The organism is Paraburkholderia sp. RCC_158, from assembly GCF_041355255.1.
Classification (GTDB): Bacteria; Pseudomonadota; Gammaproteobacteria; order Burkholderiales; family Burkholderiaceae; genus Paraburkholderia; species Paraburkholderia graminis.
This window is the reverse complement of record NZ_JBFUPM010000006.1, coordinates 117,627-143,833: the sequence shown is the minus strand read 5'-3', so window position 1 is coordinate 143,833 and position 26,207 is coordinate 117,627. Positions and strand designations below refer to the sequence as shown.

Below are 26,207 nucleotides of genomic sequence, written 5' to 3'. Positions count from 1 at the left end.
ACAATGAGCGCTGCCGCAAGTTAATCCGCTGTCAGTCGGACCGCCATGATCCCGAAGAAAAAATCCCCGTCGCGCGATTCTTATGCGCCCGTCGCGAAGAACCAGTTGCTGGTTGCGCGTCTGCCGATGTGGCGCTCGAAGTTCATCGTCGTGCTGGTGTTCGCCGCGTTTGCCGCGCTCGCGGGCCGCGCGTTCTGGGTGCAGGTGGTGAACCGCGACTTCTATGTCGATCAGGGGCAAAAGCGCTATCAACGCACGATCGAACTCGACGCGACGCGTGGGCGCATTGTCGACCGCAATGGCTCGATGCTCGCCGTCAGTCTCGCGACTTACGAGATCTGGGCAACGCCCAAGCTGCTCGACGAAGCCGCGTTGCCGCCGCTTTCGAAACTGCTCGATCTGCCGCTCGCGGAACTGCGCCGCCGTTTGAACGGCGACAAGACCTTCGTGCTGCTCAAACGCCAGGTGGACGCGGACACGGCCGGGCATCTGTCGAAGCTCGGACTCGCGGGCATCACGCAGATCGCGGATTCAAAGCGTTTCTATCCGGAAGGCGAATCGGCGGCTCACGTGGTCGGCTTTACGGACATCGAGGACAACGGCCAGGAAGGCGTCGAGCTTGCCGCCAACGAACAGTTGCTCGGCGTGCCGGGCCATCGCGAAGTGATTCGCGACCGCCTTGGCCGCGTGGTGTCGGAAACGCGGCCGCTCGTGCCCGCGCAGAACGGCGACACGATTCATTTGACAATCGATCGGCGCATCCAGCAGCTCGCGTATGCACAGTTAAAGGACGCCATCGCGAAGCATCGCGCGGAAGCCGGCAGCGTGGTCGTGCTCGACGCGCGCAACGGCGAGATTCTCGCGCTTGCCAACTATCCGAGCTTCGATCCAAACGATCGCGCGCGCCTCACAGGCCGGCAGTTGCGCAATCGCGCGGTGGTGGATACGTTCGAGCCTGGCTCGACGATCAAGCCGGTGGTCGTCGCGTTGTCCATCGACGAAGGCAAGGTGCGGCCGCAAAGTGTGATCGACACGGCGCCGGGCTGGTACAAGATCGGTCCCGCGGTGATCCACGACACGTCGAATCACGGCGCGATGACCGTCGCCGAAGCGGTGCAGAAATCGAGCAACATCGCGCTCGCCAAACTCGCGCTCAATCTGCCCGCCGAAAAAATCTGGGCCAAATATCAGGAGTACGGACTCGGCATGCGGCCCGAGCTGACCTTTCCGGGCGTGGCGTCGGGCAAGGTGCGGCCGTACAAACGCTGGCGTCCTATCGAGCAGGCGACGATGGCGTATGGCTATGGGCTCTCGGCGTCGCTGCTGCAGATCGCGCAGATCTACACCGCCTATGCCGGCGACGGCACGATGCATCCGGTGCGCCTCGTACGCGAGAACATCGATGCCGCGGCCGCCGCTTCGCAAACGGGCCACGCGGTCACGACGCCGGCCACCGCGCGCGCGATCCGTTCGATGCTCGAAATGGCCACGGGCGACGGCGGCACGGGGCGCGCTGCAACCGTCGAAGGCTATCGCATCGGCGGCAAGACCGGCACTGCGCGCAAGCAGGTCGGCGCGTCTTACGCGAAGAACCGTTATCGCGCGCTCTTCGTCGGCATGGCGCCGATGAGCGACCCGCGCCTGATCGTCGCGGTGATGATCGACGATCCGGCCGGCAAGGCGTTTTATGGCGGCACTGTCGCAGGCCCCGTGTTCAGCGCGGTAACGGGCGGCTCACTGCAACTGCTCGGCGTGCCGCCGGATGCGCGAGGCGTCGACGGACAAAACGCCGCACACGCATTTGCGCCGTCTTAAGTCTCGCTTAATTCTTTGCTGCAACCATGCGGCTCAACATCCCCTGTTGAGCCGCCAGATCATCGGCGGCGTTTTTTTCAGCGATGTTGCCGACGCGCAAAAGAAAGACTCCATGCCTGCGAAAAAGAAGGAGGACGAACCATGGTTGAGGACGCGGTGTTCGAGCATCTGCGCGCCATGCCTGGCAACGAATGGGTCGGGCAGATTCACTCATGCAAGGTCTCCGACCCGCTGCAGCCGCCCTGGGGACGTTCATACCGGCTTGTCGAATGGACGATGAAGCACACGCCCGAAGCGAGCCGCCGCGTGGTGCCCGCCGAGAGCACGCCGCTCGAGATCGCCCAGGCTGTCGTCTCGCATGTGCCGGGGCGGCGCTTCTGTCAGCACGGCGACGAATAGCAGAAGTCCAACGCGTCTTCGAGCCGGTCGTTGCCCCAGAACATTTCATCGCCGATAAAGAACGTGGGCGCGCCGAAAATGCCTTTGGCCGCGGCCGCTTCTGTCTGTTCGCGCAGACGCAGCTTGTTCGCGTCGCTTTGCGCTTCAGCGATGATCTGCTGAGCGGGCAAGCCGAGTTTGACGAGCGCTTCGCTCACGACTTCGACGGAACCGATATCGCGGTCATGCACGAAGTTCTGCTGCATGATCTCGCGGCAATACGCAGCGATCCATTCGCGCTCGGCGCCGAGTAGCGCGACGCGCATCGCCAGCAGCGCGGCGCGCGGAAAAACGCTCGGACGTGTCAGCGCGATACCGTACTTGCGGCACTGCCGTTCCATATCCTTCCAGACGTAGGCGCCCTTCTCCTTCTGCAAGACGAACGGGGAATTGTCAAAACCCAGCGCGCGAAAAATCGGCCCGAGCAGAAACGGCCGCCAATGAATACGCACGCCTCGCGCAGCAGCCTCAGCCTCGATACGCATCACGCTCAGGTAGCTGTAGTTGCTGCCGAAGTCGAACCAGAATTCGATGTCGCGCGCGGGCGCTGTGGAAGCAGTGGTGGGGTTCATCTCTTCCCTCTTGCAATGTCTGACAGTCGAGCGGCACAAGCGTGCCTATGATGACAGTCTTCGCGTTTCTCAACCGATGGTGAAAGCATGATGCGTTACCCGCTCGATCTGTGTGTCGCCATGCTTCTTGCCGTCGTCGTGATGGGCGCGTCGGTCATGCTGGCGCTGAATTGAAGCTCCGGGCAAACGCTACGCGCGCCCGCGAAAAGTCGCGATATACTGTACGTATATACAGTACTTTTCGTATGAGCAATGCGTCTTCCTCCCTTCGAGCCTCCCACGCTTGCCGAGCTGCGCGCCTTCTGGCGCGCGCGTGACGAGCGCGCGGTGCAGCGGCTCATCCTCGAAATCCAGCGGCAGCGGCTTACGCTGCTCGAACTGCGCAATCTGATCGACTGCGGCGTGCAGCAGGCGCGCGCCGCGGACCGCACGCTCGTCGAACGCGGCGAACCGCTCATGACGCTGCGTATCCGCCTCGCGCAGGAAGTACTGCGCGTCGGCGAAATCGACGATACGCGGCAAATCAGCCGCGCGGAGCAGGAAAGGCTCGCGGTGCGAACTCAGGAACAGATCGAATACGCGCGCGAAGGGCGTTTGCGAAGACAGCGCCGCAACATCTAGCCGTCGCGGCGCGCGGCCGCCCGCTTAGCGCGTTTGCGTCGCTACGCGCAGGCCGAGCGATATGAACAGCACGCCGATAATCTTGTTCTGCCAGCGGCGCAGCCACGTCAGGCGCCCAACGAGTCTGCCGAGCGGGCGGATCGTCAACACGATCAGCGTCGTGTAAAGCGCGCTCATGCCGACGAAAATCAGGCCCAACGTGGTGAACTGCAAGAACGTCGAACCGTGCTCGGGGTGCACGAACTGCGGCAGAAACGCGAGAAAGAAGAGCGCGGTTTTCGGATTGAGCACTTCGGCGGGAATGGCCTGAAAGAACGCTTTCGACGCCGACACGGGTGCGCTCGCAGGCATCTCGCCGCTCGCCGGTTTTTCGCGCAAGGCCCGAATGCCGAGATAGACGAGATAAAGCGCGCCGATCCACTTGACGGCGTTGAAGGCGAGCGCCGACGTCATCAGCAAGGCTGAAAGACCGACTGCCGCGCCGAGCGTATGAACGAAGTCGCCCACCGCAATGCCGAGGCCGGTGAAGATGCCGGCCTTGCGTCCTCCGTGAACCGTGCGTGTCAGAACCAGCAGGACCGCGGGCCCCGGAATCAAAAAAAGACCGAGTACGACGGCGACGAAGGTCCCTAACGTGGACAACTCGAGCATGCTGTTCATTCTGTCTCCTGGCGGTTTCCTGCTGATTGGCGGTTCCGTTCAATTCGTGCTCCGCAAAGTGTACCGCGCTCGCGCTTGTGCCTGCTCGCGGTTGCGTTGGTGCTTGCGTTCGCGCTTGCACGACAGCCCGCATCGCAAAGTCGCTATGATTCGAGTCTGGGCCGAAAGCCGGCTCCGACGTTTTTTATCGCAGGCTATTGAGCGGAATTTCCAGGTGACTTACACGTTGTCGGCGCGGCACATCCACGAACTCGAGATTCGCAAGAGCCGGTTTATTGCGTATGCGATACCCGTCGAGGATCGCGACGCCGCGATGGACGAACTGCGCCGTCTGCGCGACGAGCATCCGGCCGCGACGCATGTGTGCTGGGCGTTGCTGGCAGGCGGCCAATCAGGCATGTCCGACGACGGGGAGCCGTCCGGCACCGCGGGCCGGCCGATTCTCGAAGTGCTGCGGCATCACGATCTGGATGGCGTGCTGGCCGCCGTCGTCCGCTATTACGGCGGCGTGAAGCTCGGCGCGGGCGGCCTCGTGCGCGCCTATACGGACGCCATCGCCTCCGCGCTGCTGGACGCGCCGCGCGTCGAACGGATTGCTCAAGGATCGCTGATCGTCGAAGTCGGTTACGCCGACGAAGCCAAGGTGCGTCGCTGGATCGAAGCGGAAAGCTACGCGCTCGCCGATACCGCGCACGCAATGCTCGTGAAAATGACGATCCGTTTGCCGGTCAATAAAATCGACGACGCGCGCCGCACGCTGGTCGATATGACGCAAGGCAAGGCCGGCTTCTTCTGATAGCGGCGCGTTCGAGTTTTATTTAGAAGATGGCTTGCGAGTGGCCGCTGTTACCATGCTGTTCTCGAACGGCGTATGAATGTACCGCCAGCACGTGCCACCACTTAAAGGGCCACTCCTCTGATCTCGACCGCCGCTTGTCCCCACGCAGCGCCCGAATCGGCGCGGCATCGTTCGCTTGTGCCGCATCTTGCGCGCCCGTCAGCGTCTATACGAATCACAATGCTCAAGGGCTGCGGCGCTGTCGCGCTGCCTTTGATGCTGTCGGCCTGCTCATGGTCGTGGTTCGGTCTCAACAGTCATAGTGCGCCGCGCGCCGCCGCTTCGTCCACGGGTTGGCTCAGCGTCGCGCCCGCGCGCGACTTCGCCTACATGCCGGCTGTCGATGGCCGCGTGTCGCCGAACCGCATCGAAAATACGGCGATGACCGTGGTCGTGCTGAAGAACGACATCAGCGAGACCGTGCGCGAGAGTGTGGCGAGCCGCCTGAAGGTGGTGGGCTTTCATCTCGACGACAGGCGCAAACTGCTGAGCGGCAGCATCGAAAAATTCAGCGTCGACGACGTTCGCACGCCGGCGCTCTGGACTCTCCAGATGCGCTATGTCGTGACCGACGCCGTCACGCACAAGGTCGTGTTCTCGACCACCAAGACCGTCAAACGGAAGTCGCCGAAATTCACCAGCAACACCGTTGCGATCGAGGACACGGTCAAGCTCAGCGTCGACGCATTGGTGAAGGACGCCGGGTTCATCAACGCGGTGAACTAGCGGACGCGACGTAGACGTGTACGTTTTACTGTGCAACGCACGGTAGCGGAGATACCAGGAGAGGCGCGCCGCCTGTTTCGCTACAATCGGAAGCAGCGCATGCCGCTGCTTTTTTGCTGCGCTCTTGTGCGTGCCGCGCCAACCGCGCCGGCGCCCATGAGCACTCACTCCGCGAGGCTCCATGTCCACTACCGCCTGGCTCTTTTTTCTTCCCGCCTGCTTCGCGATCAATCTCGCGCCTGGGCCGAACAATCTTCTATCGATCAACGTCGCCGCGCGGCACGGCTTCATGACGGCGTTCCTCGGCGGCGCGGGACGGCTCGTCGCGTTCGCGGCGATGATCGTGCTGGCCGCGACCGGCCTCGCGGTCGTGCTGCATGCGTCGGCGTGGTTCTTTCTCGCGATCAAACTGGCCGGCGCCGCGTACCTGATCTGGCTTGCCATTCAACTCTGGCGCAGCGACGCGCCTGCCATCGACACCACGCAGGAACAGTGCGCATCGCTCGCGACCGTCGCGCGGCGCGAGTTTCTCGTGGCCGCCGGCAATCCGAAGGCGATCCTCGTGTTCACCGCATTTTTGCCGCAATTCGTCGACATCGCGAAGCCGATGCTGCCGCAATTCGCCGTGCTCGGCGCGAGTTTTCTCGTGCTCGAATGCGTGGCGATCGCGCTCTATTCGTGGGCCGGCATGTATCTCGGCAAGTGGCTGGTGCGCGCACGGGTGAGGCGGTGGTTTAACCGATGCTGTGGCGGGTTTCTGGCTGCGATGGGGGTGGGGTTTTTGATGGTTAGGCGGGGTTAGGGCGGCGTTGAGGTGCGGGTCGGAAGAAACACGGCCAACGGCGACCGTGTTCCGACATAACTACATTCCGGATCGAATTGCCGGATCACGGCAGCCGGATGCGCCTAGCCTATCCCACGACCTCGTCGGAAAGCGGCAACCGCGCGTGTCCGCCATTGCCGACGTCTGCGATGAAATCAGTGAACCGGTCGCGATACCACTCGGCGTCGCCATAGCGCGCTTTTGTCGTCTCTCGCGTAAGAAGCCGGGCGACATGATCGACGCAGACGTCCTCGACCGGCAGCGGCTCATGCGGACCCGGTAATGCATTGTCGCGCAGGAATTCCGCACACTTTGGCTGGTAGCAGAACAGCATTGTTGGAACGTCATACACAAAGCTGACGATCGCGCCGTGCAGTTTCGAAGTAACGACACAGGCCCCTGCGGCGAGTAGATCCACGACCGCTGTGATCGAGTCCCCGTATCGAAAACGCTCCACCGAAACGTTCGACGGCGAGAACAGGCGAGCGATGTCTCCTGTCACCGCAACACTTTCTTCGTCCAGCGAGACAAATAGCACTTCATCGACAAGCCGCTGACTGTCGACGTACGCAAGTATCGCAAGCACCGCGTCAGTATATTGGCGCAGGTGAATGGACACGATCAGCGTTCGTCTATCAGACGGTCTGCGCTTTGGCGTGTAGATCGCAGGCAACGCAAAAGCAAGATCCCTGAGATTGACGGGCGCCGATCCTGTCACTTCGGCGACGAGGCGAACCGACGCTTCATCGCGCACGGCCACGTATGGTATGTCGCGAAGGACAGCCTCGAATGCGCTTCGCCGCTCTGCCGATGCAAACGGTCCGACCGAAACGCCAAGCGCTGCGACCGGCTTGCTGAGCCGCCGGCCCAAACGAACGATCAGCTTCGCAAAGGACAGCGAAGCGTTAGCACCAAATAGCGAGCCTCCACCGAAAATGGCCGCCCGCGCAGACAACATCGCTGCAACATAAGTGACCGAGCGTACCGCGGCACCGACTCCGCCTCTTCGCATCCAGAGGCCACGTGCCCCCGGCAGATGGAACGAGTGCGTCAACTCTTGCGCCGGTGAAGCGCCCACGATCAACGGCTCGATGCCTCGTGCCCGAAGCGATATGGACTGCAACAGATATCCGAACAGGTCGTCGCCGAAGTTGCGCCTTCCATAGAATCCGAAGAAAGCAATGCGGGTCGTGCGGCTACCCGATGTGCGAGCTGTGCTGCGGCCAGGTCCGCCCTTATTGCACCCATTCGATGGCGCGGCGGCCGGCGCCGCTACGTCGAACTCGTTCATTTCAAGACCTCTATTGAAAGTGCGCGAGTCAGGGCCGGCGAATGATGAGCATGCACTGGCGACAGCAGACGCCGGTAAATGCCGACGTAGGAGCGAAACAATCGGGCGTCGCCGAACCGGGCAAGCGCATGCTTCGCCGCCGCCGTGCCCATTCGTTCGCGCAATTGCGGGTCGTCGATCAATCGACGCGTGTAATGCTCGAGCTCCGCATCGTTGCTTGCGAGGAAGCCGGTCACGCCGTGGACGATGACATCCCGATTGCCGACGATGCGACTGGCGACCGCCGGCAGCCCCGCCGCCTGCGCCTCTATCAGCGCAATCGGCATGCCCTCCCATAGCGAAGGCAAAACGAAGATGTCGCATTGCTGAAGCGCTCGCCTCAATTCCGGCGCGGCAATCCATCCACTCAACTCAACAACCTCACGATCGATCCAGCGATCAATCGCTTCCGCTTCGCCATCGCCATACCACACAGCACGGACGTTGGATGTTCGCGCGAGACGTTGGGCAAGTTGCGTGAATCGCCACGGCGCCTTCTGGTAGGTAACGCGCGCCGACGTGCATACGACGACCTGCTCGCGAGTTTGTCTCGTGGTGTCGGCCCCGAAGTCATCGAGCTTCACCGCGTTCTCGACAAGGCTCGTGCGTTGCGGATTCGAAAGCAACATTCGCGCGTAACGCCATTCGCTTTTTGAGCATGCAACGATGTGCCCGCCCATTGCATGCAGCGTCCGTTCGATTAACAGGAACAGCTTTGCCTTTAACGCAGACGTGTCCTCTTTCAGAAACGCAAACCCGTGCGGCGAATAGATCGTGCACCCGCTTAGTCCGAGCAACCGCGTGGCGATGCGGCCTAGCGCCGCCGCCCTCGACGAGTGGAGATGAACAATGTCGGGCCGCTCCCGAAACAGCTCGACGAAAAGCCTGCCCAGACTCGAGAGGTCGCGAACTCCTATGGCAGTTTGCATTTCCACGACCCGGCGACGCACGCGCGGATCGAACAACTTATTCAGCGTTGCGTTAAGCGGCGTATCTTTGCGCACGGAATGGAGCACAACGACGTCATCGCCCGCAGCGGCCTGACGATTAGCTAGAAGAACCACGCAATGCAGCACGCCGCCACCCAGCGCTTCTGTTACGTGTACGATTTTTTGCCGCAAGATCACTACTCCATATTCTGCAATTCTGGCGCTGCGCGATAAGGCAGGAATGGCGATGCGCCACGGCCTTCTTCATCGCTCATGTTGTGGATTCGTCCCGCGAGTGCGATGAGACCGATGGCGAACAGCCACGCCGCCAACCTTGTGTTCATCCGCCCCGTCGGCGGAGCAAACTGACGCCAAAGCACAACCAGCATCAGATAGACGAGAATCAGCTGGAAGCGGATGCCCGCATACGTGACCTGTGTCATGCCGTAAAGCGCCGCTGCCAGCACGGCAAAAATCATCCAGCCGACGGGTGGAATCGCGAACTGCCGCCGATGCATGACCATCACGCCCAGCATGAGCAACTGGATCAACAGGAACAGCAATCCAGACGTTGCATTGGGCGCTTCGATGCCGGTGTAAAGACTCGTCTTGTCGGCGAGGTAGCCTGGGACCAGCAACGACCCGCCGGCGACAGCTAACGCCGCACCGGCGAACATGACCGTGTGCCCGCGCCGCGTGGTCGCGACAAAGAGCAGGAACAGCAATGCCGATGAGAAATGCACACACGTCCCGACCACCGCGAAGATGAAATACCGAAGCGGCTTTCGCTGCGGCGAGAAGCGCGTGGCCAGCAGAAAGATCGAAGCCGCAAGGCCGAATCGCATCACGTTCATGGTCAGCTCATAGAACATGCCGGGCACGAGCACGAGGCCGCCGAACCAGATGCCATGACGACTGCGTGAAATGGACCAGAGCAACAGCAGCGCGGTTGTCATCGACACGCTGTTGACGACGAAGCGCGGGTCGGGCTCGATAGCCCAGAGAAGCCTCGCATACGCATTGAACAGCGGCTCGCCGCCATAGCCGTTTCCCTGGCCCAGATCGGCGAACGCCTGGTAGTAGGCGGCCGTGTCGGTGCCGCAATGGCCGCGCAAGACCGCGAGCGCGACCATCGGCAGCGCACACGTCACAATGACAGCGGTGCTGGTTCCACCGTACGCAACGCACAGCGCGACGCCGAGATAGAAGAACAGCAACGGCACAAGGTAGTACGTCATGAGCCGCACCACCCCGCTTGTCGTGTTGCGGGAATCGCCGCTATGCGTCTCACGCAAACCTCCGTGACAGCAGGCAGCGCCGCAGATATTTCGCGCCGCTCAACGCAGAAAAGCACAGCCATTCACCAGGACCGATCACTCGTCGACGGCGCAAGCGCAGGTAGTTGTCCTGCTCGCCTTTCTGGATTTTCAGGAGCTGGGCGCTCAGTCCGGTTTGCGCGCCGAACTGCGCCTTGTAAATGTACGAAAGCGCGAAAGGGAACAGATAGGCCTCGCCTCCCTCCACGAGCACCACTTCCAGCAACATGAAATAGTCTTCGGCGTGGCGCTTGTTTTCATCGAAACGTGCGCCGACGTCCGCGCGCATCAAAATGCTCGAGGGCGTGAAGCGGTTCGAGAACAGAACGCGTCGCCGCGATACGCAGCGCGGCGCGATAAGAGCCGGCCACGGTTGAGACGCCGGCAGACCGCCGGCTTCGAGTTGCGCCACGGGATGCCCGGTTATCGCCACCTCGGGATGCGCGCGCATCCACTTGTATTGCGTCGCCATTTTCGCCGGATGCCAGCTGTCATCCGAGTCGAGGAACGCGATGTACGGCAGCGTCGTCGCGGACCATCCGGCGTTACGCGCCGCACCCGGCCCCGCGTTGCGCGGCTGCAGAAGTACGCGAAGCCAATTGCGCGGATAAATCTGCGCCAATTCGCGAAGCAATTCGCGCGTGCCATCCGTGCTGCAATCGTCGACGAGAATCAACTGCTGCGGACGACACGTTTGCTCGAAGACAGACTGAACCGCACGCCCGATCGTGTCGCGGCAGTTAAAGCACGGAATGATTACGCACACCGGAATCTGTTCCGGAGGCATTGGCGACATGCTGCGGGCATCTGGCCGCGCGTCGATGCCGGATATCGGCTGCTGCCGTTCGCGGAACAGGAAGTGGCGAGCGCACAGCACGGACAGCACCGCCCACACCACTTCGCCCATCACCGAAGCGGCGGCTGCGCCGACAGTGCCCGCGACGAGCACGCCGATGAGTCCAGCGACCACGCTGAATAGCAGTGCGGCGGCGGCGCACCAGTTGCGCACGCGGACCAGGTTGCGGGTCGTCATCACGGACGACGCACAGACCGTTAAAAATCTGAACGGCGTGCTCAGTGCCATGATGACGACCACTTGCACCGCTTGCCCGTATTGCCTGCCAAACACCAGCGGGATGGCGACCGGCGCGAGCAGCGCCGCAATGGCACCCAATGCGAGACCCGAGACGAACATCCATCTGCCGCCTTCCCGATACATCAGCTCGAGACGTTCGTCGCCCGATGCGGCCCATCGATGAAGACGCGGCATGAGCAGTTTCTGGAACAGAACCGTCGGCAACAGATAAAGCGCGCTAACAATCGTCAACGCGACGCTGTATGCGCCGACGTCCTGAGGTTCGCCCAGGTGCGAGACGATAACCAGGCCGCTTTGGCCGTACGCATAAAACAGCAGGCCGGATACACCGAAGGGCAGCGCGTTGCGCCACAGTTCCATGACGGGCGGCGTCGGCAGTCCTTCGCGCGAAAATCGTTCCGCGAGTTTTGGTCCATGCCCGATCAGGTGCACCGCGCCGCTTCGCAGCGCCGAGACGGACTGCCATGCGCCGAGCGTCACGATGACGGCAATACAGCCAAAGCCGGCCGCGACAATCAGGCTGCTTGCGCCCAACCGCCAGCACACCAGAAGCAACATGAGACGTCCGGCATGCTGTAGTCCTTGCCACATTGCAACCCGGCCGAATTTTTCCTCCAGTTGCAACTTCACCGAGGCGATCTCGATTGCGCCTTGCGTCAGCACCGCCGGCAGCATGAATAACAGCAGTGCACCGGTCTGCGCATCAGGAGTGCCTAGCCATGCCCACAAGGCGGCAGCGAGAAGACACACCAGCGCGCTGCGGGTGACGAAACGCACGGATGCTTCCATCCATCGACTCGCGGACCAACCCTCGCTGCCGTACGCTTTGAGCCAGAACGACGGCACGCCGAACCCGACCGCCGGCGCAACGATAGTCACGACAGCGAGCGCAGCAGCGAACCGCCCGTAGTCCGCCGGCGACAGAGACCGCGCAAGCACTGCCTGCACGGCGAACGCCAGGCCCGCCGACATCGACGCGCTGACCAGCAGCACCGACGCAGCGCGAGCGTCACGGATGCGCGAATTCATTCTTGCGCTCCGTCCATCATCGGACGGGCATCTTCATCTCGTGAGCGCCCGTAGCGGTACGTGCCATAGGTGGTGCCATTGCGGAAGCGCCCTGCATGACGATCGATTCCGTTGAGCACAACGCCCTTCACCGCAACGCCCACATGCTGCAAGCGGCGCATGCACTCTTCCATTTCCGCAGCCTTCGTGACCGAGGCGCGAGCGACCAGGAAGATGTTGCCGTTTGAATATGGCGCGAGAATCGCCGCATCGGGCACCGGCAACAGCGGCGCGGTGTCGACGACCACGAGGTCGTAGCGCGCGGACAACGCCTTGAAAAGATCGCCTGTGCGTTCACTACCGAGGTGGTCGGCCGCATTCGGCGGCATCGCGCCAGCCGGCAGGAAGTCGAGCGTCGAGCGCTCCAGCTTGCGGATCGACGCGTCCAGTTTGCCCATGTCGGCGATCACGTCGGACAGTCCGACTGCCGAAATGCAGCCGTATGCGCGAGTGAGTCCGCAGCGTCTCAGGTCGCCGTCGACCAACAGCACACGTTTGCCAGTGCGGGCCACGACCGCGGCGACGTTGGACGCGATAAACGATTTGCCCACATTCGGCGACGGCCCGGTGAACATCACGACGTTACCGCCGCCATCGGACAATGAAAACTGCAGCGCAGTGCGCAGACTGCGCAAACTTTCGATTGCCGGATCTGCTGGGTCGATAAAAGCAAGCGGACGCCGCGGACGCGGTTCCGGACCGAAGTATCCAGACCAATGGAATCCGCCCCTGCGTGCCACCGGCACCACGGAGAGCACATCGAGACCTGTGCGCTCCGCCAGTTCGCGGGAATCCGCAATCCCATGGAACAGAAGGTCGCGAATGAACGCGGCGCCGACCGCTGCAAGTAACGCGACGGCAATGACCGCGAGGCACAGCAGAAAACGCCAGAAGCGAACCGGGCGGTAGGGCAACAACGCCTCGTCGAGAACGCGGACGTTGCCGACCCGTCCCACTTGCAGAATCTGCAGTTGTTCGATGTTGTTCAGCAAGCCCACGTATAGATCGTTGCTGATCTTGACGTCGCGCTCCGCTTTCACCACCTGGCGCTGCATCTCCGGCAGGCCGTCGATCTGTTGATTGAGTCCACTCGACTGCGATTGCAGAACTGCTAGCTGTCTATCGAGAGCCATCACGGTCGGGTTGGTCGGCGCGAAACGCGTCAACGCTTCGGCTTTCTTCTGCTGCAGCGTGGCGACCTGTATCTCATTGTCGGCCGCTAGTTGCAGTACTTTTTTGGCTTCGCCTTCAAGGTCCACCGATCCAAACTTGCTGCGGATTACCGCATAGGCTTTTTCTGCGCTGTCCAGTCTGTCGCGCAAGCCAGGCACCTGGCCGCGCAGGAACGCGAGCGACCGCGCGGCCTGCTCGGCTTTGCGCGCCTCGTTCTGCTCCAGGTAGTGTTGTGCGAGATGGTTGAGCACCTCGGTGATCCGTAACGGATCGGCGCCGCGCAACTTCACGCGCAGCACGTTGGAATCCTTTCCTTGTTCGCTGATCGAGAGGCTGTCCTGCAGCTTGCCGATCGTCTCGAGGCGCGATTGCCGCGTGAGCTTGAAGCGGGCACCAACCGCAGCATGCAACGCGCCGACGCACAACGTCAGCGGACCGTCATCGGTCATGAAGGTTTCGGTTGCGCCGAGCCGGCCGACCACATCCTGCTTCAACCCAGGTCCGGAGAGCCGGTACGCGCCCGCGTCAGCAACGGTCAACGAGTACGCCGATCCGATCAGTGCGCTGGGCGTGTCGAAGCGTTCGACGTCCGCGCGCTCTTCACCCCACGTATAGCCGCCCATGCCCAGCAAACCGGGGCGCGATAATCCCTTGCTGGCGCGTGCGATCGCCCGGCCGACGAGTGGGAAGCGAACTGGCTCGGCTTCGATGTACAGGCCCAACTCGTCGACGACCGCAGCCACGACGAGCCGCGACCGCAGCACCTGCATCTCCGTATCGGCGGAAGACTTGACCTCGAGCATCGACGAAAGGTCCTGACCCAGCAGCGACGACGCAGTACTCGCACTGCTGCTCTCATCGACCTGAGTCACCATGTCCGCCTCGTACTGCGGATCGGAAAGCAGCACCGCGGCAAGGCCGAGAACACACAGCGTGCCGAAGATCCACAGCATCATGTGCCGGTAAAGCAGGAACACATCGAGAATCGCCGCGAGATCGAAATCCTTATCCGCGTTGGCGGGTTCGTGCCAAGCGTGGGACTGGTTCACTGTGCCACCCCCTTGACGTGGGCCGCGTCATCGCGATGACGATCAGCGGACCGCACGTTGAATTTGCCTAGCCGCTCTACCCAGTAGTCGATACCCACCGTCAAGCTCTCCCTGCACTGGCGAAACGCCGATAGGGACAAGCCCATGGGGTCGTCGATATCCATGTGGTCGAAGCCGCGCACCGGGAATATGCGGCCGCACATCACGGGAAAAAGCGACTCAATGGTTTGCTTCTGCCGCGCGGTCATCGTAAGAATCAGATCTGCCCGGCTTGCCAGTTGCCAGGTCAACTGCCTTGCGCGGTGTTCCCGCATATCGACGCCGACTTCTGAAAGCACCGCGACGGCGTTGCTCGCCGCCGGTTGCCCGACCATCGCCGCAAGTCCGCAGGAATGTACGTACACGCCCTCGATCTTCTGCTGTAAAAGAGCCGCAGCCATAGGGCTGCGGCATACGTTGCCTTGGCAAACGGTCAAAACGTTGGAGATCATCTGTCTTTGGTTCTGTATTGCGGTGTGCCGAGGAATTCGACTTCGCACACCGGCGTCATGACGAGCGCCATACCGCCAGTTCATCTATTTGCAACTGCCCCGTCCATCCAATGAAAGCGGCAGTGACCATCGCCTGCGTTGCGCCCGCTGGAACGGTTGCTTGCGCGGTCGGCAGTTCATGCGCGGCGCTTTGCGATTCGCTTGTGCTCAATGGAACGCCCGGCGCGGCATCGAAGCGGAACGCGAATTTCACGCGGCCCGTTACACCTGTCGTCGCTGCGCTGCAGGCCACGTTGAGGACGTCGCCCGGTACAACCGGGAAAGCGGCTCGCGTCGCCACGGAGAACCGCGCGTTGCCTGCATCAGGCAAGCTCACGTGGAGAGCCTGCTTTCGTTTCGCCGATGCGCTGCTCTGCGTAGCCGCAGTGGCATCCGCAGCCGGACCCGCAACCACAATGCTTCCTGCGAGTTCGGCACCTGCGGTCACCGATGCGCTCCAATGGGTGAGCGCGCCTACCGGTGTGCCGGGAGTGTCCAGTTCGAAAAGACTGTCGGCATTGATCACGCTTCCTCGCCAGGGCAGCGCGTGGACTTGCTGGAAGGTCATCGCCGACACTGACTCGACGGGCACTTCGTCACCGATCAAAGCCGTCAGGCTGCCTTGAGCGGGAGATTCGAATCGCCACTCGACGCCGGAAGCGGAGAACTTCGCTTTACCCGCCACCAGTTGACGAGGTGTGTTGCTCAAGTCCTTACGCTTCCAGTGCCTCGGCAGCACGATCGAATCGCGGAATACCGTGCGAAGATGTTTGCCCGCCTGCGTGGCATCGACCAGCAAGCCGTCGATACTTTCTATGTGGCAGTGATTGAAAGCGACCGTACCGAAACTCGCATGGGGCCCGAAATGCACGACGTCGCCATTGAAGTCGAACGAACACGCGTCGAAAACGAAATCCATGCTGTCGGCGTCGATTGCAATGGCTCGCGCGGAACCGGAAAACGTGCAATCGACGAAGGTCATCCGCTCACCGCTGTTGACGCTCTTTCCATCGGCGGATGCGACGCAAATACCATGTTCGCGGTTCTGCTCGAACCGGCACGAATGCCATGCACTCAGATAGGTATTGATGGGATCGATCGCGAGCGCTCCGCGCCATCCGGTGATCACAACGTTGCGGCCACCCGCGTCTCGTACCTCACCCGAAAACGAGGGCTGCCGATTGCCCATCACGATGCCCCGCCCTTCCGTGCGTGCCACGCCGGGGCCGAGGATCGAAATCGTGCCTCCCGCTCCATCGAGGAATGGCGAACGGTTGCCGGGGAAGCGCAATTCGGTCGACGGAAGCATCGTTTCGTTTCTGCACGTCAGGCCGTCGCGACCCACCGGCATCGTCGAGAAGTCGAGCAGAACGCTGCCCACTGAACGCAGCTTGATCCACGGCAAGGTGTCGATGGTGTCGGTCAGGACATATCGGCCGGCGGGAATCAGCAGGCTCGGCACGCAGGAGGTGTCTTTCGTGCGTAGGCCGAGATCGCGCACAAAGTCGATCGCGCGCTGCAGCGTGCCCGTGTCGTCGCTCGTGCCCTTGCCCTTCCGCGCAAAATCATGCAGCCAGCGAAAGCCACCTGCAGACTCGTCCGGTTGCGGCTCGCCCCACCCAGGCGAGACCGCGGACGCGCCGAGCACTGCCATCCCGGCCGATAGTCCGATTGCGGAGCGGCGGTTCATCGTGCCGCTTCCCGCACGCATCCAGCCAGCACAAAGCGCAGTCTCAGGATCACTTCGCCACCAGCCCCGCGGTGAGCCCCGCGTTGATGGCCGGCAACAGCAGACTCAGCACACGGCTGAAGCGAACGAGTCCGTTGCCGTCGACATAAACGATGTCTTTCGGTTCGAGTTCGAAGCGGTTGGCGAGGACCATCGAGACCGGCGAAGCGGCATCGAGATGAAAAATGCGCGCGTCCGTGCCGCGTCCGCGAATGACATAGAGATTCCCGGCATCCGCGGTCGCGGAACTGATGCTGCCCGCCTGCGAGAGTGCGTCGCTCAGCGTCATGCGACCGTTGCGCAGCGGCACTGCCGTGACGGGCTTGGCGACTTCACCCATCACGAACACGCCGCTTTCATCCCTCGCGGGCACGCGAACCAGGTCGCCTGCACGCAGCATCAGCCTCGAAGGACTCACACCACGCTGCAACATGCGGACGAAGTTTATGTCGTACGACTTGCCGTCGCGAGTCAGCGTGATGCGGCTCTGATCCGCAGCAGGGCTGAAGCCGCCGGCATGGCTGATGGCGTCGTACAGCGTCGTCGGAATATCGTTGACCGCTTGCGCGCCGGCCTGCCGGAGCTCGCCATCCACGTAGACCTGCTTCGCGCGGAACGACGCCATGCGAACCGTCACTTGAGGATCGCGAAACGACTTGCCGAGTTCCACGGCAAGCTTGCGTTGAACTTCTGCGACCGTCATGCCCTGGACGTGGATATTGCCGGCAAACGGGAATCGCAGGCTGCCGGTATCGTCGATGATGAATCCGGGCGGCGGATCGAACGCGCGCGCCGCCGCAGGCGAAGGTGAGCCGGATGCGGCCGCTAATTCCGGATGGTCCCAGACAGTGATTTGCAGCACATCGCCAGCGCCGACCGTATAGGCCGTCGCGTGCCCGAGAAGCGCTTCGACGCTTGCGTCGCTACGATGCTCGACCTCGCCTTCCATTTGATCGAGCGAAGCCAGGGTCACTTCGGTGACTGGCACGGGCAACTGCTCGCCCGGCGTCTGGTCGCTGCCGCTGGTCATGGGCAATGCGGCCGATTCCTCCATCCGCATACCGGGCGCCACCGCGCATCCGGTGGTCAGCAACGCGATCACGGTCATCAAGGCACCGAGCCGATACATCGGCTGGGACAAAACTGCAACTGACATCGTACTCAACCTGTTCAAGCGGGCGCGCCACAGCGCCGCCCTTGTCGACTGCATCGCGGCAGTCATGATTCGTGTTCGTTGGGCTGCACCCTTCCATCGAAATGCCGTTTAATAAGCATTCCGATTCACCAACCCCCTCACCACCGTCGCCGCGACAATCCGCATATCCAGCGCGAACGACCAGTTGCGCAGGTAATAAAGGTCGTGTTCGACGCGCGCCTGCATCTTCTCGACGCGATCCGTCTCGCCGCGAAAGCCGTTCACCTGCGCCCACCCGGTAATACCAGGCTTGATCCGGTAACGATGGATATAGCCATCGACGATCGTCCGGTACTGGTCGTCGTGCTCGATCGCGTGAGGGCGCGGACCGACCACCGACATCTGCCCGCGCAGCACGTTGAAAAACTGCGGCAGTTCATCGAGACTCGTGCGTCGCAGGAACGCGCCGACGCGCGTGATGCGCGGGTCCAGCCGGGTCGCCTGATGAACCACGCCGTTCTGCTGCGTGTGAACGCGCATCGAGCGAAACTTGTAGATGCGAAACACGTTGCCGTCGGCGCCCATGCGGCGCTGCGAGAACAGCACCGGGCCTCGCGACGTCAGCTTGATCGCGGCCGCGACGAGCAACATCACCGGCGACAGCGCAAGCAAAGCCGCCGCGGCAAATACGCGGTCGAACAGCGCCTTTTGCATCAGTGCATGAGGCGTCATCGGCGACGCCATCAGGTTGATCGCGGGCAGCCCCACCAGCTCGACCACGTTGCGATCGAACATGGCGAGAGCGCGCACATCGGGAATGAAGCGCAGGTTCACGAGGTCGCCGCTGAATTCCTCGACGATGCGCAGCACCGCGTGCTCTTGCGACATCGGCATCGCAAGCCACACTTCTTCGGTTCGCTCACGGCGCACCCAGTTTGCGAAGTCGCGCAACTCCGAGAACGACGACAGGCCCGGCTCCGCGACCGTTTCGCCGTGCAGCGGATCGAACGTCGCAACGGCGCGAAAACCGGAATCGGTCGAAGCCGCGATGCTCGCGAGCACGCCATCGCGATGCGCGCCGCTGCCGACCACCGCCACCATCCGCAGATTGCGTCCGGCTCGTCTGATGCGGCCAAGCATCGCGTGGATCAACAGACGCGAGGCGACGAGCAGCACCGCGGTGATGAGGGTCCATCGCACGCACCAGATTCTGGACAGCAGCCCCGCGCGATGAAGCAGAAACATCATCGCGAGCCCGCACAGTTGCACCACGATCCAGCCCGCGACGACGTTCAGCGTCAGATGCAGTTTCGAACGCCCGCGCCACGATTCATACACGCCGAACCACGGCAGCAGCATCATGGCGAGCGCCATGTCCAGCGCAACGAATGCGCCCTCGAGGATCGGATGCCCCTCTCCAGCCGGCAACAGGCGCGCAAGCGCCGCCGCCATCGCGATCATGAGCACATCCAGCAGGCGCGCGAGAGCGCTTTCCATATCGACGGATTCGCGGCCCATCGTTTGACGAAACACCGTACGCATGACTGTGCCTAACGGCCGGCGCGACGACATCGCGAAACCGCGCAGTCGCCATCACCGGACATACCAGTACGTCTGGGCACAAATACGGACACCATGGGGTTAGTCTCAACAAGAGCTATCTGGGAATGGACGGATGCGTCACTTCTTGAGTGAGGGCGCATTCTGCCCTTACGCTGAATGCTCAGGGACCAGAAATTTCCTAAGCCGGGCGGCTATTTGTCAGCTAGATAGACATCGGACGAGCCGAGGCGTCTGAGCGGCGCGAAGATGGGATGGCCGCGCCTCGCATGCGGCGGCTATAAGCGATCGCTTATGCAAAGCGCGAGAAACTTTAACTATCTGTATTGACGCCGCGCCCCTATGCTCAATCAGTGACCCTCCGTCGTGTCCGGCGACGCGCGGCATGGGCAAGCGACTTCTCATAGTCACAGGAGCGGCATCATGAAGATCTGCATCTTCGGAGCGGGAGCGATAGGCGGCTTGATGGGCGTGCAGCTTGCACGCGCCGGCGCCGACGTCAGTTTCATCGCGCGCGGCGCGCATCTCGCAGCAATGCGCGAGCACGGCGCGCGTCTGATCATGGACGGCGAGACGGTGAGCGCGCCGGTCCGCTGCACGTCCGATCCGCGCGAGCTAGGCGTCCAGGACGTCGTCATCATCACGTTGAAGGCGCACTCGCTGCCCGGCGTGGTCGACTCGATGCAGCCGCTGCTCGGCAAGCACACGGCCATCGTGACCGGCGTGAACGGCATTCCGTATTGGTACTTCTATCAGCACGGCGGCAAATTCGCGGGCACGCGCCTCGCGAGCGTCGATCCGGACGGCAGTCAATGGACGAAGCTCGGCCCCGAACGCGCGATCGGCTGCGTGCTCTACCCGGCCGCGGAGATCGTCGAGCCTGGCGTCATCAAGCATGTGTACGGCAAGAAGTTTCCGATCGGCGAGCCGAGCGGCGAGCGCACGCCGCGCATTCAGCAATTCCACGAGATCATGCAGGCCGCGGGTTTCGAGGCGCCGATTCGCGACAACATCCGCGATGAAATCTGGCTGAAACTGTGGGGCAATCTGTGCTTCAACCCGATCAGCGCACTGACGCACGCGACGCTCGACGTGCTCACGAGCGACCCCGGCACGCGCGCCGTCTCGCGCACGATGATGCTCGAAGCGAAGCGCATCGCGGATCAGTTCGGCGTGCACTTTCGCGTGGATGTCGAAAAGCGGATTGACGGCGCGGGCGCGGTCGGCGCGCATAAAACGTCGACGCTCGTCGATCTGGAAAACCGGCGGCCGATGGAAATCGATCCGCTGCTGACCGTCGTGCAGGAAATGGGGCGGCTCGTCAACGAACCGACGCCGACCATCGACGTCGTACTCGCGCTCGTCAAGTTGCGCGAGCGCATGGCCTTGCAGGGCGCGTGAGCGCGTTTGCGTTTATCGCGTTGGCCGTCGTGGCTGGATGATGGTAGGTGGAAAAGGATCGGACGCCGTCCGATCCTTTTTTATTGCGCCGTTATTACCGCTATCGCTACTGGTCGATCGCGAGCCAGACCGCCTTCGGCTCGGTGAAGTTTTCAATCGCGACGTCGCCGTGTTCGCGGCCGAAACCCGAATCGCCGGAACCGCCCCACGGCAGGCGCACGTCAGTGTAGCCATACGTGTTGATCCAGACGGTGCCTGCCCGCAGGTCTCTCGCCACGCGATGCACGCGGCCAATGTCCGCGCTCCACACGCCGGCCGCGAGGCTATACAACGTGCCGTTGGCAATACGGGTCGCGTCGGCTTCGTCGTCGAAACGGATCACGCTTGCCACCGGTCCGAAGATCTCCTCCTGCGAGATTCGCATTTCGTGTTCGACGTTGGCGAATACCGTCGGCTCCACAAAGAAGCCGCGTTCGCCGACCCGCGCCCCGCCCGTCACGAGCGACGCGCCTTCCGATCGCCCTGCATCGACATAACCGAGCACGGTCTTCATTTGCGCGGCGGAGATGAGCGGGCCCATCGACGTTTCGCGCAGCGACGGATCGCCGACCTTGATCGACTTCGCTCGCGCGGCGAGCCGGTCGACCACTTCGTCATAGACATCGCGATGCGCGAGAATGCGCGAGCCCGCCGAGCACACCTGGCCCGTGTTGAAGAAGATGCCCGACGCAGCGGCTCGCACTGCGTTGTCGAGATTCGCATCGGCAAAAATCAGGTTCGCCGATTTGCCGCCGAGTTCGAGCGTCACGCGCTTGAAGTTGCTCGCCGCGCCTTGCAGAATGCCGCGTCCGACCGAAGGCGAGCCGGTAAACGTCACCTTGTCCACGCCCGGATGTGCAACGAGCGCGTCGCCGACCACGCGTCCCTTGCCGGTGACGATATTCAGGACTCCCGGCGGTAGGCCCGCTTCGAGCGCGAGTTCGCCGATACGCAACGCGCTGAGCGGCGTGATCTCCGCGGGCTTGACGATCAGCGTGCAACCGCACGCGAGCGCGGGCGCGATTTTCCACATGCCGATCATCAACGGGAAATTCCACGGCACGATGGCCGCGACCACGCCGACCGGTTCGCGGATCGTATAGGTCAACGCGTCCGGGCGAACCGGCACGACCTGGCCGTTGATCTTGTCGCACCAGCCGGCGTAGTACTCGAGCGTGTCGATCGCGGCCGGAACGTCCTGGCGCATGACAGCGGCAATCGGCTTGCCGGCGTCGAGGCTTTCGAGCGCGGCGAGCTCGTCGAGATTCGCGCGCATCAGGCCGGCGAGGCGGCCAAGAATGCGGCCGCGCTCCGCCGCCTTGATGCCGTTCCACACTTTCAAAGCGGCGCGCGCTGCGATAACCGCTGTGTCGACGTCGGCCGCGCTGCCTTGGGCCACGTGCGCGATCGGCTCTTCGGTGGCCGGATTGATATCGACGGAATATTCGCCTGTGCCCGGCGGCAACCGCTTGCCGTCGATCAGCAGATCATGGCGCCTGAGGTCGGTGTCAGTGTCCATCGTAAAGCTCCTTGCATTGAGATGTTGCGTGGCTGAGTGCTGCAAACCGGTCCGGGGATGACCGGTGCGCGCAAGGACCAGGCGGCGCTACGGCTCGTGAAGCGCCGCGCCGCTGCGCGCGGCGACGGGCCATGAAGAATCGGAGACTGTGTGCGAAGCCGGGCTTGTATTTGCCTCCGGGTTTGCCTCGCGGTTCGCCTCGACGCTCGCGCTGCTCGACAACGCCCCGCCCTGCTCGGCAAACTGCGCCCACGCAGCCGCGGCATTCGGCCTGAGCGAGCGGTTGCGGCGATGCACGAGCAGCGTGGTCAATGTCGCCTCGGGTGCGAGAGGCCGGCTCACGAGCGATTCGCCCACGGCGGGCCAATGCGAGTCGACGGGCAGCACGCCGACACCGAGCCCGAGTTCGACCATGCGCAGCACAGCCGCGACGTGCCCGAATTCCTGCACCGGACGCCGCTTCAAACCGTTCGCACTGAACGCGCGATCGAGCGCCGCGCGCACGCCGGCGTCGGCGTTCAGCGTGACGAGCGCCCAGTCGTGCAACGCATCCCAGGCGACGCTCGCGTGTCGGGCAAGCGGATGAGTTGGCGGCATCACCGCATGGAGCGGCGTCGTGAAAACGACTTGCGCATGCAATTGATCGCTGACGAGCGGCTCGGCCAGCGAGACCACGCCGAAATCCACCTCGCCGTGCTCGACGCTCGCGAGCACACCGCTTTGCGCCTGGTCTTCGACGGTAACGAGCAGTTCGGGGAATGCGGACGCGCAGCGCGCGAGCCCCTGGGCGACCCAACTGGACGACAACACCGGATTGCTCGCCAGCGCGACCACACCGCGATGGCCTTCGTAAGCACCGCGCTCTTCGCGCAACGTCAGATCGATTTCATCGAGCAGGCGGCCGATTCTTCTTTCAAGGCTCGCGCCTGCATGCGTCAGTTGAACCTGGCGCGTCGTGCGGTCGAACAGTTTCAGATCGACCGCGTCTTCCAGTTCACGCACGCAACGGCTCACTGCGGACTGCGTCAGATCGAGTTCGCGCGCCGCGCGCGTGAAGCTGCGTTCACGCGCGACGGCGACAAACACCTTGAGTTGCTGCAACGAAACGTTCATGACGTAGTGGCCGGCGCGCGGCTTGCCGGCCTGTTCCTATTGTTCCTATTCGCCGGTTTGCTCGGGCCAGTGGCTAAGACGCGAGGCCTTGCCGTTCCCGTTACCGGCGACGGCCAGCACGCCTGGCGACGGCTCGTCCTGCGAGTGGATCCAGCGCGAGCGCATCGGCGCGAGGATGAACTTCGCGGACACGCCCGCGGCAATCGTGATCACCGCGGACACCGTGAACACGAGGCTCCATCCGCCGGTTGCCGACAGCACCGATGCAATCGGCACCAGCAGCGAGGCCGTGCCCTTCGCGGTGTACAACGTGCCGGCGTTCGCCGCCGCATACTTGCTGCCGAAGGTGTCGGCGCAAATCGCCGGGAAGATCGAGAAGATTTCGCCCCAGAACAGGAAGATCAACGCGGCGAACGTCATGAACGCATACGGGTTCGTGCCGTACTCCATCATGCCGAGCAACGCGAGTCCTTCTCCAATGAAGATCATGAACATCGTGTTTTCACGGCCGATCTTGTCGGAGATGAAACCGCACAGCGGACGCGTGAAGCCGTTGCAGACGTTGTCGATGGAAAGCGTGGCTGTGAGAAGCGGCAGCGTGACGCCGAAGATCGTCATCGGAATGCGCGCGAGGCCCCAGTCTTTCGCGATTGGGCCGATCTGCGCAGTGGCCATCAAGCCGCCGGCTGCGACTGCGACGAACGACACGTAGATCACCCAGAACACCGGCGTCTTGATCATCTGGCCCGGCGTGAGATCGACCTTCGACACGGAGAACTTTCTCTTCGCCGGCGTGTGCTTACTCAACACCGGTTTCACCAGCAGCATCGCGAGCAGCAGAATCGCGACGCCCTGCAAGATACCGAAGAAGAAGAACGTGTGCTCATAGCCCGAGCGCGTGATCATGTTTGCAATCGGAATCACGGTGACTGCCGCGCCCGCGCCGAAGCCCGCGGCCGTGAGACCCGCGGCCAGACCGCGCCGGTCGGGAAACCATTTCAACGCGTTGCCGACGCATGTTCCATACACGCCGCCCGCGCCGATACCCGCGATCACCGCGGACGTGTAGAGCATGGGCAAGGTGGTCGCATACGAATTCATCACCCACGCGAGGCCCGCGCATACCGCGCCGCCTGCCACCACGGGCCGTGGACCGAACTTGTCGACGAGCCAGCCCTCGAGCGGCACGAGCCAGGTTTCAGTGAGAATGAAGATGGCAAACGCCAGTTGAATCGAGGCCTGGCCCCAGTGATGCCGCGCGTCCATCGGTGCGACGAAGAGCGTCCATGCGTACTGCAAATTCGCCACCAACGCCATGCACACCATGCCGATGACGAGTTGCCACCAACGGTTCGCCCAGAATACGCGGGCCGCGGTCTGTTGAGTGATGTCGTCCATGTGCCTTGTCTCCGCAATTATTTAGTGCAGCCGGCCAAAGCGCCGTGCTGTATGTGTCCCACCTTATCGTTATGACCCGGAAAGCCTTGCAATCCGGGAATGTTTAATATTTGAGTCTTTAAAGCGCTTCCTTTAAAAAGCGCTTTATTCATCGCCTTTTGGAAGTTCTTAATTCCGACTAATCCGTTTTGTTGTTTTCCGCCAATCTGCCGCCTGGTCCCGCCACGCCTGAAATCCAAGCGTTAACCCGAGTGTTCCGTGGCAGCTTCGCCTTGTTTACAAACCCATGCTAGGGTCATTGCTGAATTACTAATAATTAAAGTTTGTTATTATGTTGATTCACATTTGCTTATACATCGGTCATGACGATGCGCAATGCCACGCTGCGTCAATTGAAGGTGTTCGAGACCGTGGCGCGCCACTTGAGCTTTTCGCGCGCCGCCGAGGAACTGCATCTCACACAGCCTGCCGTCTCCACGCAGGTTCGTCAGTTGGAGGAGCACGCGGGGCTGCCGCTCTTCGAACAGCTCGGCAAAAAGATCTACCTCACGCCGGCCGGCACTGAAATGCTGCACTACAGCCGCGCGATCATTCAGCAGTTCCACGAAGTCGACGAAGCGATGAGCCAGTTGAAGGGCGTCTCCGGCGGCAAGCTGAATGTGGCGGTGATCAGCGCAGGCGACTACTTCTTTCCGCGGCTGCTCGCCGAATTCACGCGGCGCTATGCGGGCGTTGTGCTGAACCTCGCCGTCCACAATCGCGAGGAGTTGTTGCATCAGCTCGCGACCAATCAGACGGACCTCGCGGTAATGGTGCGCCCGCCGCACGAGATGGACGCCACTAACGAGCCGTTCGCGCCTCATCCGTATGTCATCGTGGCCGCGCCCACGCATCCGCTCGCGCACAAGCGCAACATCAAGATCAGCCAGTTGGCGAACGAGGCGTTCATCGTGCGCGAGCGCGGCTCGGACACGTGGAATTCGATGGAAGAAGGTTTTGCGGGCCGACTGTCGAATCTGAAGATTGCGATGGAGATCAAAAGCACCGAGACGATCAAACAGGCGGTGATTGCCGGCATGGGCATCGCGTTTTTGTCTGCGCATACGATCAGCCTCGAGTTGCAACTGGGCCATCTCGTGGTGCTCGACGTCGAGAGCTTTCCTGTGATGCTCAACTGGTATGTGGTTCATCGCAAGAACAAGCGCCTGCCGCCGGTTGCGGTAGCGTTCAAGCGCTTCCTGATGGAGGAAGGCGCGAACCTCATCGAGAAGATCACTCGTGTGAAGGAATTGAGCGTCTATAAGCAATAGGCTATGGAGATCCAATAAA

23 protein-coding genes and 1 pseudogene are annotated in these 26,207 nt (G+C 62.3%); 9 read left to right on the top strand and 15 right to left on the bottom strand.

All coding sequences use genetic code 11. The features are described 5' to 3' along the window. Nucleotides 1–45: 45 nt before the first annotated feature. Together AB6809_RS14390 and AB6809_RS14385 are read left to right on the top strand one after the other, a co-directional pair. Nucleotides 46–1,815 carry a penicillin-binding protein 2 gene (locus AB6809_RS14390; RefSeq protein ID WP_029966484.1) on the top strand — a complete coding sequence of 590 codons (1,770 nt, stop codon included), beginning with the start codon at nucleotides 46–48 and terminating at the stop codon, nucleotides 1,813–1,815. A gap of 141 nt (nucleotides 1,816–1,956) precedes the next feature. Beyond that, complete coding sequence (locus AB6809_RS14385; RefSeq protein WP_029966485.1) at nucleotides 1,957–2,214, top strand: DUF2866 domain-containing protein; 258 nt, start codon at nucleotides 1,957–1,959, stop codon at nucleotides 2,212–2,214. Here AB6809_RS14385 and AB6809_RS14380 read toward each other — a convergent pair. Then, nucleotides 2,196–2,825 carry a 2-hydroxychromene-2-carboxylate isomerase gene (locus AB6809_RS14380; protein ID WP_029966486.1) on the bottom strand — a complete coding sequence of 210 codons (630 nt, stop codon included), beginning with the start codon at nucleotides 2,823–2,825 and terminating at the stop codon, nucleotides 2,196–2,198. The two genes, AB6809_RS14385 and AB6809_RS14380, sit on opposite strands and share 19 nt — an antisense overlap. Before the next feature lie 252 nt (nucleotides 2,826–3,077). Here AB6809_RS14380 and AB6809_RS14375 point away from each other — a divergent pair, with 252 nt between their 5' ends. Then, on the top strand, nucleotides 3,078–3,446 hold the full coding sequence (locus AB6809_RS14375) for a hypothetical protein (RefSeq protein ID WP_006049189.1): 369 nt from the start codon (nucleotides 3,078–3,080) through the stop codon (nucleotides 3,444–3,446). Nucleotides 3,447–3,470: 24 nt separating this feature from the next. On the opposite strand, the gene AB6809_RS14370 is transcribed toward AB6809_RS14375, so the two are convergent. Beyond that, entirely contained in the window at nucleotides 3,471–4,097 is a 627-nt protein-coding gene (locus AB6809_RS14370) for a LysE family translocator (RefSeq protein WP_029966487.1), read from the bottom strand. 223 nt (nucleotides 4,098–4,320) lie between these two features. Here AB6809_RS14370 and AB6809_RS14365 point away from each other — a divergent pair, with 223 nt between their 5' ends. From AB6809_RS14365 to AB6809_RS14355, 3 genes are all read left to right on the top strand, one after another. Beyond that, a complete protein-coding gene (locus tag AB6809_RS14365) occupies nucleotides 4,321–4,902 on the top strand; it encodes a YigZ family protein (RefSeq protein WP_029966489.1) in 582 nt (193 codons plus the stop codon). Between the two features lie 222 nt (nucleotides 4,903–5,124). Next, entirely contained in the window at nucleotides 5,125–5,670 is a 546-nt protein-coding gene (locus AB6809_RS14360) for a hypothetical protein (protein ID WP_006049186.1), read from the top strand. Between the two features lie 181 nt (nucleotides 5,671–5,851). After that, complete coding sequence (locus AB6809_RS14355) at nucleotides 5,852–6,472, top strand: LysE family translocator (RefSeq protein ID WP_029966490.1); 621 nt, start codon at nucleotides 5,852–5,854, stop codon at nucleotides 6,470–6,472. 109 nt (nucleotides 6,473–6,581) lie between these two features. Here the strand turns inward: AB6809_RS14355 and AB6809_RS14350 are convergent, their stop codons facing one another. The 9 genes and pseudogenes from AB6809_RS14350 to AB6809_RS14310 form a co-directional block, all read right to left on the bottom strand. Beyond that, nucleotides 6,582–7,784 carry a polysaccharide pyruvyl transferase family protein gene (locus AB6809_RS14350; RefSeq protein ID WP_029966492.1) on the bottom strand — a complete coding sequence of 401 codons (1,203 nt, stop codon included), beginning with the start codon at nucleotides 7,782–7,784 and terminating at the stop codon, nucleotides 6,582–6,584. Next, nucleotides 7,781–8,452 carry a glycosyltransferase gene (locus AB6809_RS14345; protein WP_371026861.1) on the bottom strand — a complete coding sequence of 224 codons (672 nt, stop codon included), beginning with the start codon at nucleotides 8,450–8,452 and terminating at the stop codon, nucleotides 7,781–7,783. The genes AB6809_RS14350 and AB6809_RS14345 overlap by 4 nt, the downstream gene beginning before the upstream one ends. Nucleotides 8,453–8,455: 3 nt before the next feature. Beyond that, a pseudogene (locus AB6809_RS14340) lies at nucleotides 8,456–8,887 on the bottom strand (glycosyltransferase); the annotation flags it as partial. A gap of 62 nt (nucleotides 8,888–8,949) precedes the next feature. Next, nucleotides 8,950–9,990 (bottom strand): EpsG family protein, encoded by a 1,041-nt coding sequence (locus tag AB6809_RS14335; RefSeq protein ID WP_310401127.1) that lies wholly within the window; start codon nucleotides 9,988–9,990, stop codon nucleotides 8,950–8,952. 49 nt (nucleotides 9,991–10,039) lie between these two features. Further along, nucleotides 10,040–12,193: a glycosyltransferase gene (locus AB6809_RS14330; protein ID WP_029966497.1), complete on the bottom strand. Its 2,154-nt coding sequence runs from the start codon at nucleotides 12,191–12,193 to the stop codon at nucleotides 10,040–10,042. After that, nucleotides 12,190–14,454 (bottom strand): polysaccharide biosynthesis tyrosine autokinase, encoded by a 2,265-nt coding sequence (locus tag AB6809_RS14325; protein WP_029966500.1) that lies wholly within the window; start codon nucleotides 14,452–14,454, stop codon nucleotides 12,190–12,192. The genes AB6809_RS14330 and AB6809_RS14325 overlap by 4 nt, the downstream gene beginning before the upstream one ends. Then, nucleotides 14,451–14,945, bottom strand: coding sequence for a low molecular weight phosphotyrosine protein phosphatase (locus AB6809_RS14320; RefSeq protein ID WP_307258728.1), 495 nt, complete (start codon nucleotides 14,943–14,945; stop codon nucleotides 14,451–14,453). Before AB6809_RS14320 ends, AB6809_RS14325 begins: the two co-directional genes overlap by 4 nt. Nucleotides 14,946–15,000: 55 nt before the next feature. Further along, nucleotides 15,001–16,674: a hypothetical protein gene (locus AB6809_RS14315; protein WP_371026847.1), complete on the bottom strand. Its 1,674-nt coding sequence runs from the start codon at nucleotides 16,672–16,674 to the stop codon at nucleotides 15,001–15,003. Between the two features lie 49 nt (nucleotides 16,675–16,723). Then, nucleotides 16,724–17,842: a polysaccharide biosynthesis/export family protein gene (locus AB6809_RS14310; RefSeq protein ID WP_371026860.1), complete on the bottom strand. Its 1,119-nt coding sequence runs from the start codon at nucleotides 17,840–17,842 to the stop codon at nucleotides 16,724–16,726. Here AB6809_RS14310 and AB6809_RS14305 point away from each other — a divergent pair. Then, nucleotides 17,742–17,981, top strand: coding sequence for a hypothetical protein (locus AB6809_RS14305; protein WP_307261053.1), 240 nt, complete (start codon nucleotides 17,742–17,744; stop codon nucleotides 17,979–17,981). The two genes, AB6809_RS14310 and AB6809_RS14305, sit on opposite strands and share 101 nt — an antisense overlap. On the opposite strand, the gene AB6809_RS14300 is transcribed toward AB6809_RS14305, so the two are convergent. Further along, the gene (locus tag AB6809_RS14300) at nucleotides 17,978–19,390 is read right to left on the bottom strand and encodes an undecaprenyl-phosphate glucose phosphotransferase (protein WP_051153857.1); all 1,413 of its coding nucleotides are present in this window, start codon (nucleotides 19,388–19,390) and stop codon (nucleotides 17,978–17,980) included. The genes AB6809_RS14305 and AB6809_RS14300 overlap by 4 nt on opposite strands. Before the next feature lie 441 nt (nucleotides 19,391–19,831). Here AB6809_RS14300 and AB6809_RS14295 point away from each other — a divergent pair, with 441 nt between their 5' ends. Next, nucleotides 19,832–20,809 (top strand): 2-dehydropantoate 2-reductase, encoded by a 978-nt coding sequence (locus AB6809_RS14295; protein ID WP_006049175.1) that lies wholly within the window; start codon nucleotides 19,832–19,834, stop codon nucleotides 20,807–20,809. Between the two features lie 106 nt (nucleotides 20,810–20,915). On the opposite strand, the gene AB6809_RS14290 is transcribed toward AB6809_RS14295, so the two are convergent. The 3 genes from AB6809_RS14290 to oxlT all read right to left on the bottom strand — a co-directional run bounded on the left by AB6809_RS14290 (nucleotide 20,916) and on the right by oxlT (nucleotide 24,878). Beyond that, a complete protein-coding gene (locus AB6809_RS14290) occupies nucleotides 20,916–22,367 on the bottom strand; it encodes an aldehyde dehydrogenase family protein (RefSeq protein WP_371026846.1) in 1,452 nt (483 codons plus the stop codon). A gap of 87 nt (nucleotides 22,368–22,454) precedes the next feature. Then, complete coding sequence (locus AB6809_RS14285; protein ID WP_029966512.1) at nucleotides 22,455–23,480, bottom strand: LysR family transcriptional regulator; 1,026 nt, start codon at nucleotides 23,478–23,480, stop codon at nucleotides 22,455–22,457. Nucleotides 23,481–23,525: 45 nt separating this feature from the next. After that, a complete protein-coding gene (gene oxlT / locus AB6809_RS14280; RefSeq protein WP_006049172.1) occupies nucleotides 23,526–24,878 on the bottom strand; it encodes an oxalate/formate MFS antiporter in 1,353 nt (450 codons plus the stop codon). Between the two features lie 362 nt (nucleotides 24,879–25,240). On the opposite strand from oxlT, the gene AB6809_RS14275 reads away from it, so the two are divergent. Continuing rightward, entirely contained in the window at nucleotides 25,241–26,188 is a 948-nt protein-coding gene (locus AB6809_RS14275; protein WP_006049171.1) for a LysR family transcriptional regulator, read from the top strand. The last annotated feature ends 19 nt before the right edge of the window (nucleotides 26,189–26,207 follow it).